Here is a 15,217-nt window from a genome sequence, read left to right on the forward strand (position 1 = left end):
TTTGCTTAATCCAGGTTATTTTCATTCGCCTGTTTAATCTCTGTTTTGGTGCCTTCTATACCATCTTCCGTGTTTTTTTTATCTACTTTATAGAGTGCATCGACTTTTTCTGCCTTGCGTGTGTTTTCAATCAACTGCTGCTCATTTAACTGTGCTTGCCATAAAGCTTTTGCCTGTTGTTTGAATTGGTTTAAATGACGAAATAGCTTGGCTAAATGTTCAGCCAACATCGGTAATTTATTGGGTCCAAATACCACAACGGCAACCAGCAAAATTAATAAAAGTTCGCTGCTACTCATTTTTTTTATCGTCTTCCTCGTTCATGGCACGACGAAAATTTTTAATGGCAGCACCTAGGTCAGAGCCAATATTTTTTAGTTTATTGGTGCCAAATAGTGCAATGACAATAAGTAATATTAGCAATAATGATAAAGGACTAACGCCGCTTAAGCCCATGATCAACTCCTTGTTGTTCGGTTAAGCACAGTTAATACACCACCCACAATGGCAGCCGATAATGCCATGGCCGCCAATTTATCCTGGTTTAAGATGTCCAGTATACCCACCGTTACCAACGCTGCAAAAATACCGATACCAAAACCCTTATACCAAGGGGATGCAGATGAAGTCTCTAACCGCTCATTTTCGCGAATTAAAGTACGTACTTTTTCTTCCTTTGTTAATTGTAAGACATCGTGTAAGAGTCGTGGCATGTGAGGTAATTGCTCTGAAAGAAAAGGGAGATTTTCACGCAATTGCCTTATGAAAGCGCGAGGGCCCATTTGTTCTTTAAGCCATTTTTCAAGGAAAGGTTTGGCCGTAGCCCACAAATCTAACTCTGGATAAAGTTGGCGCCCCAGCCCTTCTATTGCCAACAGGGTTTTTTGTAATAACACCAATTGGGGTTGTACTTCCATTTGAAAGCGACGTGCGACCTGGAATAATCGCAAGACGACCTGGGCAAAGGAAATTTCTTTTAAAGGCTTCTCAAAGATGGGTTCACAAACGGTACGTATTGCGCTTTCGAATTCTTCGACACGGGTGTCACGTGCGACCCACCCGGACTCCACATGTAAAGCGGCAACTTTCCGATAATCACGATTAAAAAAGGCATATAAATTTTCTGCCAGGTAACGTTTGTCACTATCGCTTAATGTCCCAATGATACCAAAATCAATACAAATGTATTGAGGATCATGCGGGCGTAATGGTGAAACAAAAATATTGCCTGGATGCATGTCCGCGTGAAAAAAACAGTCCCTAAATACCTGGGTGAAGAAAATCTCAACGCCACGCTCCGCTAACTTCTTAATATCTACCCCATGTTCTTTTAATGAAGCGATATCAGAGACAGGAATACCATGAATCCGCTCCATGACCAGGATATTTTCACGCGTATAATCCCAGAAAATTTCAGGAATATAGAGTAAGGGGGATTTGCAAAAATTCCTGCGTAATTGCGCTGCATTGGCGGCTTCGCGTTGCAAATCAAGTTCATCCAGCAAATTGTGCTCGAATTCCTGGACGATTTCTTTGGGTTTTAAGCGCTTGCTTTCTGGCCAATACCTATCGGCCAGGGTTGCAATAGTATGCATAATGCTTAGGTCTTTCTCGATAATTTTGCGCATATTGGGGCGCAAGATTTTTACGACAACCTCCTCGCCTGTCTTCAATTTTGCGGCATGAACCTGGGCCATCGAAGCTGACGCAAGAGGGACTGGGTCAAACTCTGCAAATACATCAAATGCAGAGCGGCCAAATGCCAATTCAAAAATGGCTAACGCTTTTTCACTCGCGAAAGGAGGCACATCATCCTGTAACTTACATAACTCCAGGGCGATATCAGGCGGTAAAATATCCGGTCGTGTAGAAAGGGCTTGACCAAATTTAATAAAAATAGGTCCAAGTTCTTCTAGTGTTTTCCGCAACGCTTCACCGCGGGTTAACTTTTCCCGGCGAAACCAATTCCAGGGATTTAAATAAACAATAAAACGGAAAGGTGAAAAAAGGCGAATTGAAACAATCACTTGGTCGAGCCCATTTCTCGCCAGAATGGTATTAATATGGAGAAGTCGGATTAATTGGTTAATCGATTTCATGTTTACCCTTGAGTTGGTTAACATGAGCTTGTAAGCGTTCAACATCTAATGCCAATTGATCAATGTCATTAAAAAAATCATTGATTTCTTCACGGGAAGGAAAGGCACGTAATTCTTCGTGCAGATAATCCGACATATTGAGATGCAAGGACTCCTGCAATTGTTTTTTGAAAGCAAGACCTTGGCGAAAGAGCGAACCAACCTGGTGGGCAACCACATCACCCGTAAAGTGAGCTAAATGGCCTTCCCAATCAATATCCAGTTCATCAAACAAATTTTTAACTGCTTGGCCCAGTTCTACATCCCCTGACAGCCTGATTTTGTCATTAAACAAAGAGCGTGCTTTAGAGGCGGGTAGAAAGCTTAGGCGAATTAGACCAAGAGGACTGCTATGAATAATGGTATCGGGTTTCCCCTCATAATCGGCAAGCAATTTTAGCTGTTGCTGCTCAAATAAAATAAAAAAATTCACACCAAGTGGTGCAACAATAATTTCAAGCACTTTGCCATCCAAAGCACTAATTTTAGTCGGCATTGTCTCATCAAGGGCAAGCGCATGATTGATCGCTTTTTGCAGCGCTTTTAATGAATATTTTTTGATCATAATACCTCAATATTTGTAAGCAATATGCAAGGCAACAATTCCGCCACTTAAATTATGATAGTGGCAATCTTCAAAGCCTGCTTTCTCAATGATTGCTTTTAAACCTTCCTGCGAAGGATGCATGCGAATTGATTCGGCAAGGTATTTGTAGCTGTCTCCATCTTGGGCAAATAATTCACCCAGTTTAGGCAACACATTAAAGGAATACCAATCATAAACCGGTTTTAGCCCAGGCAAAGTAGGATTTGAAAATTCCAATACCATAACCTTCCCGCCAGGTTTACAAACGCGATACATTGAGCGTAAGGCTTCGTCTTTATCAGTCACATTGCGCAACCCAAAGCCAATAGTGATACAGTGAAAACTATTGTCTTTAAAGGGTAGTGCCTGTGCATTCGCCTGCACAAATGCGATGTTACGGTATAAACCTTCATCCAGAAGACGATTACGTCCTACTGCCAACATGGCAGCATTAATGTCTGCCAGAATCACTTTCCCCGTTGCACCAACTTTTTTGCTGAGCAACCGTGTTAAATCACCACTTCCTCCTGCAAGATCAAGTACGTTCTGTCCAGGGCGGACGTTACTTAATTCCACGGCAAATCGTTTCCACAAATGATGGATCCCCATGGACATGATGTTGTTCATGAGATCATAGTTTTCAGCAACCGATCTAAAGACGGCACCTACCTTTTTCTCTTTTTCATCCCAGGCCACGGACTCGAAGCCAAAATGTGTCTGTTTTTCGTTATCGGTCATTGATACGCATATAAATTCGCAGGTGACCTATCTTAACCTATCTGAGGCCGTATACCCAATGAAAAAGACAACACAAAATGAGGAAAATTGTAACTATCCTTTGTAACCGTACTATTATTTTTCACCATAAACTTGTAATCTTTTATTCATCCATTCGTACTTACTAAAGCAGACCGGTCATGATCACTGTCCTATTTGAAACCTTCGTGCCCTTGTTGAGCCTGTTTATCTTTTTATTGGGCGCCGGTTTTTTTTCGACCTTACTCGCATTGAACATGACTTTAAACCATGCCTCTCCTGTGGAGATAGGTGCACTTACCGGAATTTATTATGCAGGCCTGGTAGCAGGGTCATTGCGAGCAGAACGCTTTATTACCCGCGTAGGGCATGGGAATGCTTATGCCGTATTTGCTTCTACCTTGGCCATCATTTGCCTGATACATGGTATTTTTTACAATGTTCATTTATGGCTTGCTTTACGCTTTATCGGTGGATTTATTATAGCAGGTCTATTTATTGTCATTGAAAGTTGGCTTCTTTGCAAAAGCACTAAAATGAATCGTGGGCAAGTGTTATCCCTGTATATGATCTCCTTTTACGGTGCGCAAAGCTTGGGCCATTTCTTTTTGAACGTGGGCGAAACGCAATCGTTAATACCCTATGTCATTGCCTCCATGATGTGTTCGTTATCGATTATTCCAATAGCCATGTCCTATGTCAGCTCCCCTAAATTTGATAAGCCTTCGACATTGAGTTTTGCCACAATACTACGGGTATCACCCTCTGGATTAGCAGGTTGTTTACTCTCAGGATTAATTATGGGCGGATTGTTTGGTTTTATGCCCACGTATTTGAATCATATTTTTCATGATAAAGCGGAGGTTGCAAAATTTATGTTTGTCATCATCTTTGGTGGCATGTTATTACAATATCCTGTGGGCAAACTATCGGATGTCATGGAGCGAAGTATGGTTTTAATTTTGCTTACCCTGGCAACGGTTATTGTTTCCATTTTACTCATGAAGGGATATCACCATACTTCGCTCATTGTAATTTTAATGGCATTGTTTGGTGGGTTTACATTTACAATATACCCCATCAGCATTAGTTGTGCGTGTGATGAGCTTCATGAATGCGACATCGTAGCTGGCACACAAAGTTTATTGCTTGCCTATAGTGTCGGGGCCATGATAGGTCCTTTCATTGCCTCTTTTTATATGCATATTTCTTATGCACGAGGTCTGTTTATGTATTTCAGCAGTATTTGCGCAGTCGCCCTCCCCATGTTTATTATGTGGCGGGCTCAAAAAATTAATCGTACCAGTCCTGAATTAATTTAATAACTGCTTTAAAGCCTGTAAATAATCGGCTTCATTAGGTAAGGTATTCTCTCGCTGGGCCCGCCATAAACATTCGGCAAGGTAGTCCATCATTGAATGCTCTACTGCCAGGGGGGCAGCATATTTTTTTAGCAACTGTTGGTAAATTTTAGTGATACCTTCCGGCCTGTTGGTACTGACTTGCTCACGAATGGCGAGGTGTAGGCCCATATGCAAAAAAGGGTTTGTTTGTCCCATCTCAGGAAAATAGGCTTGTTCTTTATTATTCGATTCTAGCAAGGCATGATATTCAGGATGTGCAATGATTACATCGACAATTTGCTGCTCCAAAGGGAGTAGAGGTTGTTTGTTGCGATATTTTTGCCAGCTGGTAAAGAAAAGTTGCCGAGTATCTTGAACGCTATCACCGTAGAACATAAGCTTATCTATCATCATCTCTCATGCGTGGAGTCTAGCGTAGGTGTTGCAGAACAACAATCGTTTTAATCAATCGCTTAAAATATTGACAATCTTCCTACATCTATGAGATATTTCGACTGCGAGGTTGGACTTGCTATGTGTCATTCCACTGGGTCAATTGGCGACACACTGATTGGCCCTTTCTATTTCTCTTGTCATAAATCGTTATATCTTGCATTTTTTTCTACCATACGTTAAAAAGATTATTCAAAAATCAATGGAGTGAAAACATGTTAAAAGCGTTTGGTGGCATGGTTAATTATACAACCAGTTTTTTTAAAGCCGACCCGATCCCCCCTTCCGTTAAATTAGATACTTCAATCGCATTTGATTACCGCAATTCATCACATGTTGACATCATTAAGAATCGCGTCCTGCGGTTCAAGCAGGCACAAGCAGCGTTATTTCATTACGATAATCAAATTATTGGTGCCTTAGCGGTTAGTGCTGCCAGTTGGACAGGAGGTGTGTTGCCTCTACCGTTACCCTTATGGACAATTTCCTTAGCAAGCTGTAGCTACGGATGTTATCGTTTGGGCAATCGGACAAACTCAGGTTTGACTGCACAATATCGCGAAGCATTGAATGATTTATTGGATGTCTATAAGTGGTCGATGAGTAATAAAACTCATACTTGGTACAAACTCGGGATTCTTCAGATTCAGGAAATGATAACCACGTTAGGCCCTTGGGCTAAAAAGGATACTCTTGTGGTTTGGGAGGATAGTGATCTTGTTGCCGGTAAATTTACCTCGCGTGGCGTAGAGCCATCAGAAGAGTTTAAAACAAAGCTAAAAGAATTTACGGAGGGGCTACCCTCTAAAAGCGTCTGGTTTTCAGTCTATGGGGAAGAGGGCACTGACGACTTAATTCCTGCAGTGAATGCTTACCTTAAAGAGCTAGCCGTCGGAACGGCAAAAAAATGTGCACCTGAGGCAGTCACAACCTTTTTAAAGTTGCAATAATCACATTTAACTTAATGCTAGTTTTAAACTTAAAACTAGCATGAGAATGCCGCTGGCAAACTCAATGCGTCGCCAAACGTGAGGTCGTGAAAGCAGTTCTGAAAAATAATGAGTGGTAAACGTAAGGGATGAAAACCAAAATAAACTTGAGGTAATTACCCCCATTAAAAAGGCTTGTTGGTGTCCTGGGAATTGGGTGCTACCACCACCAATAATGACTAGACTATCAATAATGGCATGAGGATTTAGTAAGCTGAAACCTAACGCAAAAATGATAATTTGCCAACGGCTAGTCACACGGGGTGAAACAACCGTCTTATTTTGTTGACTGGCTAGGGCACGTTTTAGTGATTTAGTTCCATAATAGAGAAGAAAGGTAACACCAAACCAGGTTATCCAACCTTGTAGGGCAGGATGGAGCTCCAGGACATGATGAAGACCTACCACACTGGCGCAAACCAAAATAATATCGCATAAAAAACAAACAGTAGCTGAGAGGACTGCGTGTTGACGCAAGGCACCCTGGCGGATTAAAAATACATTTTGTGGGCCCAATGCTGTAATCAGGGACAATCCCAGCATCAAACCATTAAAATATACCATCATGATACTGTTTACTCTTTGCTTAGGAGTGGCAATTATTGATCATTTTCGCTTATAATTAAAATTAATAATTTTAATGATTAATAAATTTTTCTTATGAGACTAGACCAGCGTGGTTTACAGGCCCTGGATGCCGTCATTCAAACTCAGAGCTTTGCAGCGGCGGCCAAGCAATTGTTTATTACCCAACCTGCAGTGACACAACGAATCAAGCAATTAGAAAATCAATTTGGTCAACCGCTTTTAATTCGCAGCCTTCCTTATCAAGCAACGCCTTTAGGGGAAAAGTTATTAAGTTTATTACGTCGTACTCGTTTGTTGGAAGAACATTTATTACAAGAAATTCATCATGAATCACCTGCCCGCCTTTCTCTAGCCTTAAATCGTGACAGTCTTGAAACCTGGTTTACCCGTTCTTTATCTACCTTAGGTCTACTTGAAAAATTTAATATTGATATTATTACCGATGATCAAGAAGTAACAATTGATTATTTTCGTAAGGGTTTGGTCTCAGCCTGCGTAACCAGCTACGATAGGGCTTTGCCGGGATGTGAGTGCAGTTTGCTGGGACAGATGACTTATTTACTGGTTGCTGCACCTGAATTTGTTAACCGTCACTTTACTAATAAAAGAACGTTGGAAGATAATTTAACACATGCACCTGCGATTATTTTTGATAATAGAGACAGGTTACCTGAGCATTTTTTTAATTATTTTTTTAAAAGACGACTACCGCTGAGTCGCTATCATATGGTGCCTTCTGTACAGGCTTACAAAGAATTTGCGTTGCAAGGTTATGGTTATGGCTGGATACCTGCCTTGGATGTTACTGAGGAATTAGAGCAAGGGCTGCTTCAGGAAATTTCATCCGCTATGCGCTGGCCCATTCCTTTATACTGGCATTATTGGCAGCTCCCGGCAAAACAATATCAACAGTTCATTAAAAAAGTAGAGCAAGGCGCCAGACAATTTCTGATATAAGCCCAACGATCCTAAATAATCTCTACTTCTACTACACCTTCTGTAACTCGGGTTGGATAAATTTTCAAGCGTTTAGGCTTCACCACTTTCCCAAGCAAATTTCCAACTGCTTTAGGCCATGGAGTCCAACAGTTCACAGCGCCGGTTTTCAAATCAAATTCACTTCGATGAAAGGGACAGACAATAGCACACTCATCGTTGATTTTACCTTTGCTAAGCGGTAACTTAAAATGAGGGCATTGTGCTTGTAGCGCATGAACTTGTTCTTTGTGCCATATAAAAAGGATTTTATGATTGTCGATGACAAGCGCTTCACGCTCTATATCTTGAAGACGTGCCAAATCGATTGCTGTTTTCCAAACCATAAAAAATCCTTACTGTATCGAAAGGCGCATGATATCAGTGCCGATTTAGCTTGTCAGCAAGCTTCATGAATATTTTAATGAAATCTCTCTGCGATCAACATTGCAGTTGCGTGGGGAGGGGTATAAAATGCCGAAATTATTTTTCCTGCCAGTGTAATTACCGTTAGGGTAATAAGTTTAAAGGAGGGAGCGTGGGCTCTTTGTTGAAAAAAAACGCAATGGTTGCCTCATTTCTGGTAACCTACAGCATATTGTCTGGTTCTGCCATCGCTGCAAACAAAACAGAGCCTGCTCAAAACGCGCAGACGTCTTCGCCAACACAGGCCGCACCATCAAAGACTAGCCCAAACGCAAACCCTGCTTCAAATCCCCAGGCTACCCCTAATACCCAAGGGACTAGTGTAAATGGCACAGAGAAAACAGCCAAAGATACGAATGCTGCAGGTACCCCTGTAAATGCCAATTCGGGTGCTCCTGCTTCAACCAATTCTACAGCTCCAGCAGCGACAAGCGCAGCACCTGCAACGGAGTTTAAGGCCGTGGATCATAGAAATCGCCCTGTTGAACCTTTAATTGATGGCTATTACCCTGTCTATCCACCTACTACACCAGCCCCTGGAGTACCCGCTGAATTAGTAGCACGTGGGGAATACTTGGCAAAAATGGGTGACTGCATTGCTTGTCATACCGACGTGAAAGGTGGGACCGCTGCTTTTGCGGGTGGTTTACCCATTAATACGCCATTCGGTACTTTTTATAGTCCTAACATTACTCCTGATAAAGAAACAGGGATTGGCAACTGGACAGAAGAAGACTTTATTCGAGCCCTGAAAGAAGGACGTGATCCGCAAGGGCGTAACTATTTTCCAGTATTTCCTTACGTTTACTTCGCTAAAATGACAGACGATGATGCGCGGGCACTTTATGCCTATTTTATGAGTATCCCGCCAGTAAAACAAAAAAACAAATCGTTGCCTTTCCCATTTAATGTACCAGGAGCGCGCTTGTCCTTGTGGGGATGGAACCTGCTCTTTTTCTTTCCCGATGACAACAGCGTGGTGTATGAGGCCGATAAATCGCCGCTTTGGAATCGTGGTAAATACATTGTCGACAGTTTAGGCCACTGCAGTATGTGTCATACACCGCTGAACCTATTTGGTGCGGCTAAAAATCGATTTTATCTGACGGGTTCCTTTATTGATGGCTATTGGGCACCCAACATTACAACCTATGGTTTGCGGTCAGCAAGTCGTTATGAAGTAGCGGATGTATTTGCTGAAGGTCAATTGATTAATAAAGCAGGTCCTGTAGCAGGGCCTATGGCTGAAGTGAACCACAATAGTCTGAGTTATCTGACAGAGGAAGATCGCCTGGCAATCGCAACTTACTTAAAAACAGTCACCAGTGAGGAACCATTAGGGGTCCCGCCTTCAGAGAAACAGCCTACTTTAAAACGTGGAAAACAAGTCTACATCAACGCTTGTATAATTTGCCATCAACGCGGAGAGATGGGTGCGCCATTAATCGGCAACGGTGCTGGGTGGTATGAACGCCTAAAATCCAGTGGTTTAACAGGGCTTTATCGTCATGCCATACATGGTTATAACAGCATGCCAGTTAAAGGTGCTTGTGTAACGTGCTCAGATAACGACATTATCTCTGCAGTTGATTATATCCTAAACGCATCACTGTCTCGCTCTCAGTGGCGTGACGTAGAAACTGGTGGTGCTGCTAAATACCCTGCCAACGGCAAGGATATTTATAATGAAAACTGCAGCATGTGTCATAACGATGGCAAACAAGGTGCACCAAAACTGGGTGATAAAGCAGTATGGGAGCCACTTATCGAGAAAAATATTGATATTCTCGTCGAAAACACAATAAAAGGTCCGTACCATCCTAAAAATGGTGGTTGTAAAAAATGCACCACGGGTGAAATACTCGAGGCAATTAAATACATGGTAAGCCAGTCAAAAACTGATGGAAATTATTCATTGTGGTAATAACTGCAAAAACTCTGATTCAAAACAACTGATGATTAGTCATGGTTGTCATGAGAATGATTTTGTTGCAACCAAGGTCATTCTGAATAAACCTGACCATTTAAAGAGGTGATATGGGGATGCTAAATGGGTTTAAGCTAAGCAGGGTATCTGCTACTGCGATTGGACTAGGATTAAGCCAGATTGCAATGGCTGCGGCAGATAATTGGCAAATGAATATGTACAAAGGGGTCACGCCTCTTAGTAAAGACATGTATGATTTGCACATGATTGCAATGGTTATCTGCGCTATTATTGGTATCGCAGTCTTTGGGGTAATGATTTATTCGTTAATACACCATCGCAAATCAAGAGGTTATCAACCGGCAAGTTTCCATGACAACATGCGCGTAGAGATTGTTTGGTCCATCATTCCTTTTCTAATCCTGGTTGGCCTTGCCATTCCTGCTACCAGAGTATTAATGCGGCTTGAAGATACCAGTGATTCAGATGTTACGATTAAAGTGGTTGGTTACCAATGGAAGTGGCAATATCAATACCTGGATCAAGGGATTAGCTTTTTTAGTAATCTTTCAACACCTTATGAGCAGATTCAAAATCAGGCACCCAAGGGCCAGTGGTACTTACTGGAAGTAGATAAACCGGTAGTTGTCCCTGTGCATAAAAAGATTCGTTTCTTAGTGACTTCAAATGATGTTATACATTCATGGTGGGTTCCTGAGATTGGTATTAAGCGTGATGCAATGCCTGGTTTTATGCATGAAGCTTGGGCAAGAATAGAAAAACCTGGTGTATATCGCGGACAATGTGCTGAACTTTGCGGATTAAACCATGCTTTCATGCCTATTGTCGTTAAGGCAGTAAGTGAAGAGGAATTTGATCAGTGGGTTTCCCAACAAGAAAAAGCAAGGGATCAGTATGCTGAGACAGAGGCGAAACCTGAAGCACAAGTCAAAATGACACGCGAAGAACTCATGAAGTTAGGTAAGCAAAAATATGATCAAATTTGTAGTGCTTGCCATCGCCCTGATGGCACAGGTATCCCGCCAATGTATCCACCATTGAAAGGTAGTTCTGTTGCTGTAGGCAGACCTATCGAACGTCATATTGGCATTATTTTAAATGGTGTACCAGGTACAGCAATGCAAGCCTTTAAAGATCAGCTCACCGATGCTGAAATTGCGGCAATTACTACTTATGAGCGTAATGCCTGGGAAAATAATACAAACGATGAAATACAGCCTGCAGACGTTGCAAAAGTACGTCAAGGTGACAACCAAGCACCCACTAAGGTGAATAAAGCTCAAGCTGGAGGTTTGCGATGAGTCAAGTGATAACACATGATGTTGATCATGAAGAAGAACATGAGCATGGTCCTGAACAAGGTAAAGGCGTAATTGGCTTTATAAAAAGATGGTTATTTACCACTAACCATAAGGACATTGGAACTCTCTATTTGTGGCTTGCCCTATTCAGCTTTTTCGTAGCCGGTACAATGGCACTGATAATAAGAGCAGAACTTTTCCAGCCTGGCCATCGCTTTGTTGATCCTAACTTCTTCAATCAGATGACTACATTACATGGATTGATTATGTTGTTTGGGGTAGTCATGCCCGCCTTTACAGGCATGGCAAACTGGCAAATTCCAATGATGATAGGGGCACCTGATATGGCGTTGCCTCGCTTAAACAACTGGAGTTTTTGGATTCTACCCTTTGCCTTTGGACTGTTAGGTTCAACCATGTTTCACAGTGGTGGTGGTCCTAATTTCGGTTGGACAATGTATGCCCCCTTGTCAACGACCTATGCACCACCTAGTACTGATTTCATGATTTTTGCTATCCACATGATGGGAATTTCTTCCATTATGGGTTCGATTAATATCATCGCAACCATTTTAAATATGCGCGCGCCAGGCATGACGTTGATGAAGATGCCCATGTTTGTGTGGACGTGGTTAATTACTGCCTTTTTGCTGATTGCCATTATGCCCGTATTGGCAGGTGCTGTGACTATGATGTTAGCTGATAGACACTTCGGTACCAGCTTTTTCAATGCAGCGGGTGGGGGTGATCCGGTATTGTTTCAGCATGTATTTTGGTTTTTTGGACATCCTGAGGTCTATGTATTAGTATTGCCCGCATTCGGTGTCATTTCAGAAATTATCCCCACATTTAGTCGCAAGCCTTTGTTTGGTTATCACTTTATGGTGTATGCGACCGCAAGTATCGCCTTTTTGTCTTTTATTGTGTGGGCACATCATATGTTCACGACGGGGATACCGTTAGGCGGCGAGTTGTTCTTTATGTACACCACGATGCTGATTGCAGTACCTACTGGCGTAAAAGTATTTAACTGGGTTAGTACCATGTTTAAAGGTGCCATGACTTTTGAGACCCCTATGCTTTTTGCGATAGCGTTTGTATTCTTATTCACTATTGGGGGATTTACTGGCTTAATGCTCGCCTTGGTGCCTGCTGATTATCAATACCAAGACACCTATTTTGTGGTGGGCCATTTCCATTATGTCCTGGTTCCCGGCGTTATTTTCGCTCTCCTGGGTGCAACTTATTACTGGCTACCAAAGTGGACTGGACACATGTATAACGAACGTCTGGGTAAGCTGCATTTCTGGTTATCTGTTATTTCTGTGAATGTGACCTTCTTCCCAATGCATTTTCTAGGGCTTGCGGGAATGCCTCGCCGAATTCCTGATTACGCCTTGCAATTTATTAACTTTAACGTGATTGTAACGATTGGGGCATTTGTCTTTGGATTTTCACAGTTGATATTTCTTTACAACGTCATCGCCACAGTTCGCGGTGGTAAAAAAGTGAATGCACAAGTTTGGGAAGGGGCTCGTGGGTTAGAGTGGACATTATCATCACCACCACCTTATCACAGCTTTACAATACCACCTGAAATTCACTAAAAAAGTGATAAGCATTAAGCTTCAAGCCTTAATGCTTATATTAGTTATCAGGCGTGAGATGACAGTTTTTTGAGAGAGAGACGTAGAATGGCTCAGAAAAGTCATACAAAATTAATTGGGATTTTGGCAGCGTTAGTGATTGGAATGTTTGCTTTTGGTTTCGCTTTGGTACCTATTTACAATAGCCTTTGCAAAGCCTTAGGTATCAATGGCAAAGTAAGTATGCAAGTTGATAATTATGACATCAAGACTGCAAAAATTGCTACTGACAGGGAAGTGCTTGTTGAGTTTGTGGCAACGAATAATGGCAATTTACCATGGGCATTTTATCCAAAAACTACTAAAGTCAGAGTGCATCCAGGGGAAATTGCCAAATTGTCATTTTATGCGGAAAATAGAACCGATCACCGCATGACAGTGCAAGCAATTCCCAGTGTCACACCTGGTATTGCAGCGAAATATTTGAAAAAAACTGAATGTTTTTGTTTTGCTCAACAAACCTTAAATGGGCACGAAGCAATGGATATGCCGCTTTTATTTCATCTTGATACAGATTTACCAGCCAATATTAAAACAATTACTTTGGCATACACACTGTTTGATGTAACGAATAGAGTAATTAATTAAACTCCACCTAAAATACGATTGTGGGGTATAGAGAGGAGAATTTTAAAGAATGGGACACGGCACTTATTACATACCCAAACCCAGCCACTGGCCTCTTGTCGGCTCGATTGGTTTAACAACCACATTGGTAGGTGCAGCTTCCTGGTTGCATCATGACTGGTATGGCCCTTACATCTTTACTGCTGGCTTGGGTATTTTGGTATTTATGATGTTTGGCTGGTTTGGTCAAGTCATTTATGAGAATCAGAAAGGGCTTTATGATCTTCAAGTTGATCGCTCATTTCGCTGGGGGATGTGCTGGTTTATTTTCTCAGAAGTCTGCTTCTTCGCTGCATTTTTTGGCGCGCTTTTCTTCGCCCGCTGGTGGTCAATACCTGTTTTAGGTGGTGAAATTCATCCCATTACCCACATTACCTTGTGGAATGACTTCAAGGCGAATTGGCCGCTGCTCATTAATCCCAATAATCAAATTTTCGTGGGCGCCGATGAAGGAATGAAAGCCTGGGGTCTTGCAGCAATTAACACCCTCATCTTATTAACTTCTGGGGCGACTATTACCTGGGCGCATTGGGCTTTAAAATTAAATAAACGGACCCAATTAATTGTCGGTATGATTTTTACCATTGCTTTGGGTATTCTTTTCTTAAGCTTACAATCTTATGAATATCATGAAGCCTATACCGAAATGAACCTTACATTGGATGCAGGTATTTACGGTACCACCTTCTTCATGCTAACCGGCTTCCATGGCTTGCACGTAACAATTGGTACCATCATGCTAATTGTTATCCTAATCCGCTGTATCCGCGGCCACTTCACCCCCGAACGTCATTTCGCCTTCGAAGCTGTAGCCTGGTACTGGCACTTCGTGGATGTTGTTTGGCTCTTCCTGTTTATCTTTGTTTATTGGTTGTAAATAATTTCTAACATACACTTCAGGTTAGAAGGGCTAATGTGAAGTGTGTGTATGAATTAAGGTGATAATTCTTTCTTCAGCCTTCTGAAGCGCTGCAGCGAATAAACTAGTATTCAAATCTTATTTTTCTGAAGAGAACTTAGTAAGAAGATTACTTTTGTTGTTTGTTCTTAAAAAAAACAATATTAAAAAGTTAATTATTGGTTGTTTAATATATCAATGTTTAAGATGGATAGTGCGCAAGCCTATTCTTTCTACGGCTTCTGTTAATCAAAGTTGAATTTTAGAATTAAGAAATAGTCCACCATACTAAAAGAAAGATATGGTGGTAAAAAGTAGTGGTATTCCCTAGATTAGAGGACCACTATATTCTGTGCTTGAAGACCTTTTGTCCCTTGCGTCACGATAAATTGTACACGTTGACCTTCTGTAAGAGTTCTAAAGCCGGAACTTACAATTTCTTTAAAGTGAGCAAACACATCCGGGCCGGACTCTTGTTCAATAAAACCAAAACCTTTAGCTTCATTAAACCATTTAACACTTCCATTTACTGTTTTAGACATA

The 15,217-nt window shown here is 41.7% G+C and carries 17 protein-coding genes; 8 read left to right on the forward strand and 9 right to left on the reverse strand.

Annotated elements, in window-relative coordinates; all coding sequences use genetic code 11:
- Nucleotides 1-5 precede the first annotated feature (5 nt).
- From Ljam_RS09995 to ubiE, 5 genes are read right to left on the reverse strand one after another with little or no spacing between them, the layout of a single operon-like run.
- Complete coding sequence (locus Ljam_RS09995) at nt 6-299, reverse strand: twin-arginine translocase TatA/TatE family subunit (RefSeq protein ID WP_058449893.1); 294 nt, start codon at nt 297-299, stop codon at nt 6-8.
- Nucleotides 292-456 (reverse strand): twin-arginine translocase TatA/TatE family subunit, encoded by a 165-nt coding sequence (tatA, locus tag Ljam_RS10000; protein WP_058449894.1) that lies wholly within the window; start codon nt 454-456, stop codon nt 292-294. The genes Ljam_RS09995 and tatA overlap by 8 nt, the downstream gene beginning before the upstream one ends.
- Before the next feature lie 2 nt (nt 457-458).
- Nucleotides 459-2,099, reverse strand: a complete 1,641-nt coding sequence (gene ubiB / locus Ljam_RS10005; RefSeq protein ID WP_058449895.1) for a ubiquinone biosynthesis regulatory protein kinase UbiB — start codon at nt 2,097-2,099, stop codon at nt 459-461.
- Complete coding sequence (locus Ljam_RS10010; protein WP_058449896.1) at nt 2,086-2,703, reverse strand: ubiquinone biosynthesis accessory factor UbiJ; 618 nt, start codon at nt 2,701-2,703, stop codon at nt 2,086-2,088. The genes ubiB and Ljam_RS10010 overlap by 14 nt, the downstream gene beginning before the upstream one ends.
- A gap of 6 nt (nt 2,704-2,709) precedes the next feature.
- Nucleotides 2,710-3,462: a bifunctional demethylmenaquinone methyltransferase/2-methoxy-6-polyprenyl-1,4-benzoquinol methylase UbiE gene (gene ubiE / locus Ljam_RS10015; protein ID WP_058449897.1), complete on the reverse strand. Its 753-nt coding sequence runs from the start codon at nt 3,460-3,462 to the stop codon at nt 2,710-2,712.
- 179 nt (nt 3,463-3,641) lie between these two features.
- On the opposite strand from ubiE, the gene Ljam_RS10020 reads away from it, so the two are divergent.
- Nucleotides 3,642-4,802, forward strand: coding sequence for an MFS transporter (locus tag Ljam_RS10020; protein WP_058449898.1), 1,161 nt, complete (start codon nt 3,642-3,644; stop codon nt 4,800-4,802).
- Here the strand turns inward: Ljam_RS10020 and Ljam_RS10025 are convergent.
- Entirely contained in the window at nt 4,794-5,219 is a 426-nt protein-coding gene (locus Ljam_RS10025) for a DUF1841 family protein (RefSeq protein WP_058450785.1), read from the reverse strand. The genes Ljam_RS10020 and Ljam_RS10025 overlap by 9 nt on opposite strands.
- A 272-nt stretch (nt 5,220-5,491) precedes the next feature.
- Here Ljam_RS10025 and Ljam_RS10030 point away from each other — a divergent pair, with 272 nt between their 5' ends.
- On the forward strand, nt 5,492-6,226 hold the full coding sequence (locus tag Ljam_RS10030) for a hypothetical protein (protein ID WP_058449899.1): 735 nt from the start codon (nt 5,492-5,494) through the stop codon (nt 6,224-6,226).
- Between the two features lie 6 nt (nt 6,227-6,232).
- Here the strand turns inward: Ljam_RS10030 and Ljam_RS10035 are convergent, their stop codons facing one another.
- Entirely contained in the window at nt 6,233-6,832 is a 600-nt protein-coding gene (locus Ljam_RS10035) for a LysE/ArgO family amino acid transporter (protein ID WP_058449900.1), read from the reverse strand.
- Between the two features lie 93 nt (nt 6,833-6,925).
- Between Ljam_RS10035 and Ljam_RS10040 the strand changes: the two genes are divergently transcribed.
- Nucleotides 6,926-7,810 carry an ArgP/LysG family DNA-binding transcriptional regulator gene (locus Ljam_RS10040; RefSeq protein ID WP_058449901.1) on the forward strand — a complete coding sequence of 295 codons (885 nt, stop codon included), beginning with the start codon at nt 6,926-6,928 and terminating at the stop codon, nt 7,808-7,810.
- Nucleotides 7,811-7,821: 11 nt separating this feature from the next.
- On the opposite strand, the gene Ljam_RS10045 is transcribed toward Ljam_RS10040, so the two are convergent.
- Entirely contained in the window at nt 7,822-8,175 is a 354-nt protein-coding gene (locus Ljam_RS10045; RefSeq protein ID WP_058449902.1) for a Rieske (2Fe-2S) protein, read from the reverse strand.
- Between the two features lie 191 nt (nt 8,176-8,366).
- On the opposite strand from Ljam_RS10045, the gene Ljam_RS10050 reads away from it, so the two are divergent.
- From Ljam_RS10050 to Ljam_RS10070, 5 genes are all read left to right on the forward strand, one after another.
- The gene (locus Ljam_RS10050; RefSeq protein ID WP_238583714.1) at nt 8,367-10,178 is read left to right on the forward strand and encodes a c-type cytochrome; all 1,812 of its coding nucleotides are present in this window, start codon (nt 8,367-8,369) and stop codon (nt 10,176-10,178) included.
- Between the two features lie 119 nt (nt 10,179-10,297).
- Nucleotides 10,298-11,503: a cytochrome c oxidase subunit II gene (gene coxB, locus Ljam_RS10055; protein ID WP_058450787.1), complete on the forward strand. Its 1,206-nt coding sequence runs from the start codon at nt 10,298-10,300 to the stop codon at nt 11,501-11,503.
- Nucleotides 11,500-13,110 carry a cytochrome c oxidase subunit I gene (gene ctaD, locus Ljam_RS10060; protein WP_131762247.1) on the forward strand — a complete coding sequence of 537 codons (1,611 nt, stop codon included), beginning with the start codon at nt 11,500-11,502 and terminating at the stop codon, nt 13,108-13,110. Before coxB ends, ctaD begins: the two co-directional genes overlap by 4 nt.
- Before the next feature lie 87 nt (nt 13,111-13,197).
- Entirely contained in the window at nt 13,198-13,737 is a 540-nt protein-coding gene (locus tag Ljam_RS10065) for a cytochrome c oxidase assembly protein (RefSeq protein ID WP_058449903.1), read from the forward strand.
- A gap of 49 nt (nt 13,738-13,786) precedes the next feature.
- Entirely contained in the window at nt 13,787-14,653 is an 867-nt protein-coding gene (locus tag Ljam_RS10070) for a cytochrome c oxidase subunit 3 (RefSeq protein ID WP_058449904.1), read from the forward strand.
- A gap of 353 nt (nt 14,654-15,006) precedes the next feature.
- Here the strand turns inward: Ljam_RS10070 and Ljam_RS10075 are convergent, their stop codons facing one another.
- Nucleotides 15,007-15,216, reverse strand: coding sequence for a cold-shock protein (locus Ljam_RS10075; protein WP_058450789.1), 210 nt, complete (start codon nt 15,214-15,216; stop codon nt 15,007-15,009).
- Nucleotide 15,217 lies beyond the last annotated feature (1 nt).

Origin of the sequence: Legionella jamestowniensis (assembly GCF_001467745.1) — a bacterium.
Taxonomy (GTDB): domain Bacteria; phylum Pseudomonadota; class Gammaproteobacteria; order Legionellales; family Legionellaceae; genus Tatlockia; species Tatlockia jamestowniensis.

Coding starts and splice junctions, on each gene's coding strand:
- Ljam_RS09995 (WP_058449893.1), bottom strand. CDS start 299: ATGAGTAGCAGCGAACTTTTATTAATTTTGCTGGTTGCCGTTGTGGTA.
- tatA (WP_058449894.1), bottom strand. CDS start 456: ATGGGCTTAAGCGGCGTTAGTCCTTTATCATTATTGCTAATATTACTT.
- ubiB (WP_058449895.1), bottom strand. CDS start 2,099: ATGAAATCGATTAACCAATTAATCCGACTTCTCCATATTAATACCATT.
- Ljam_RS10010 (WP_058449896.1), bottom strand. CDS start 2,703: ATGATCAAAAAATATTCATTAAAAGCGCTGCAAAAAGCGATCAATCAT.
- ubiE (WP_058449897.1), bottom strand. CDS start 3,462: ATGACCGATAACGAAAAACAGACACATTTTGGCTTCGAGTCCGTGGCC.
- Ljam_RS10020 (WP_058449898.1), top strand. CDS start 3,642: ATGATCACTGTCCTATTTGAAACCTTCGTGCCCTTGTTGAGCCTGTTT.
- Ljam_RS10025 (WP_058450785.1), bottom strand. CDS start 5,219: ATGTTCTACGGTGATAGCGTTCAAGATACTCGGCAACTTTTCTTTACC.
- Ljam_RS10030 (WP_058449899.1), top strand. CDS start 5,492: ATGTTAAAAGCGTTTGGTGGCATGGTTAATTATACAACCAGTTTTTTT.
- Ljam_RS10035 (WP_058449900.1), bottom strand. CDS start 6,832: ATGATGGTATATTTTAATGGTTTGATGCTGGGATTGTCCCTGATTACA.
- Ljam_RS10040 (WP_058449901.1), top strand. CDS start 6,926: ATGAGACTAGACCAGCGTGGTTTACAGGCCCTGGATGCCGTCATTCAA.
- Ljam_RS10045 (WP_058449902.1), bottom strand. CDS start 8,175: ATGGTTTGGAAAACAGCAATCGATTTGGCACGTCTTCAAGATATAGAG.
- coxB (WP_058450787.1), top strand. CDS start 10,298: ATGCTAAATGGGTTTAAGCTAAGCAGGGTATCTGCTACTGCGATTGGA.
- ctaD (WP_131762247.1), top strand. CDS start 11,500: ATGAGTCAAGTGATAACACATGATGTTGATCATGAAGAAGAACATGAG.
- Ljam_RS10065 (WP_058449903.1), top strand. CDS start 13,198: ATGGCTCAGAAAAGTCATACAAAATTAATTGGGATTTTGGCAGCGTTA.
- Ljam_RS10070 (WP_058449904.1), top strand. CDS start 13,787: ATGGGACACGGCACTTATTACATACCCAAACCCAGCCACTGGCCTCTT.
- Ljam_RS10075 (WP_058450789.1), bottom strand. CDS start 15,216: ATGTCTAAAACAGTAAATGGAAGTGTTAAATGGTTTAATGAAGCTAAA.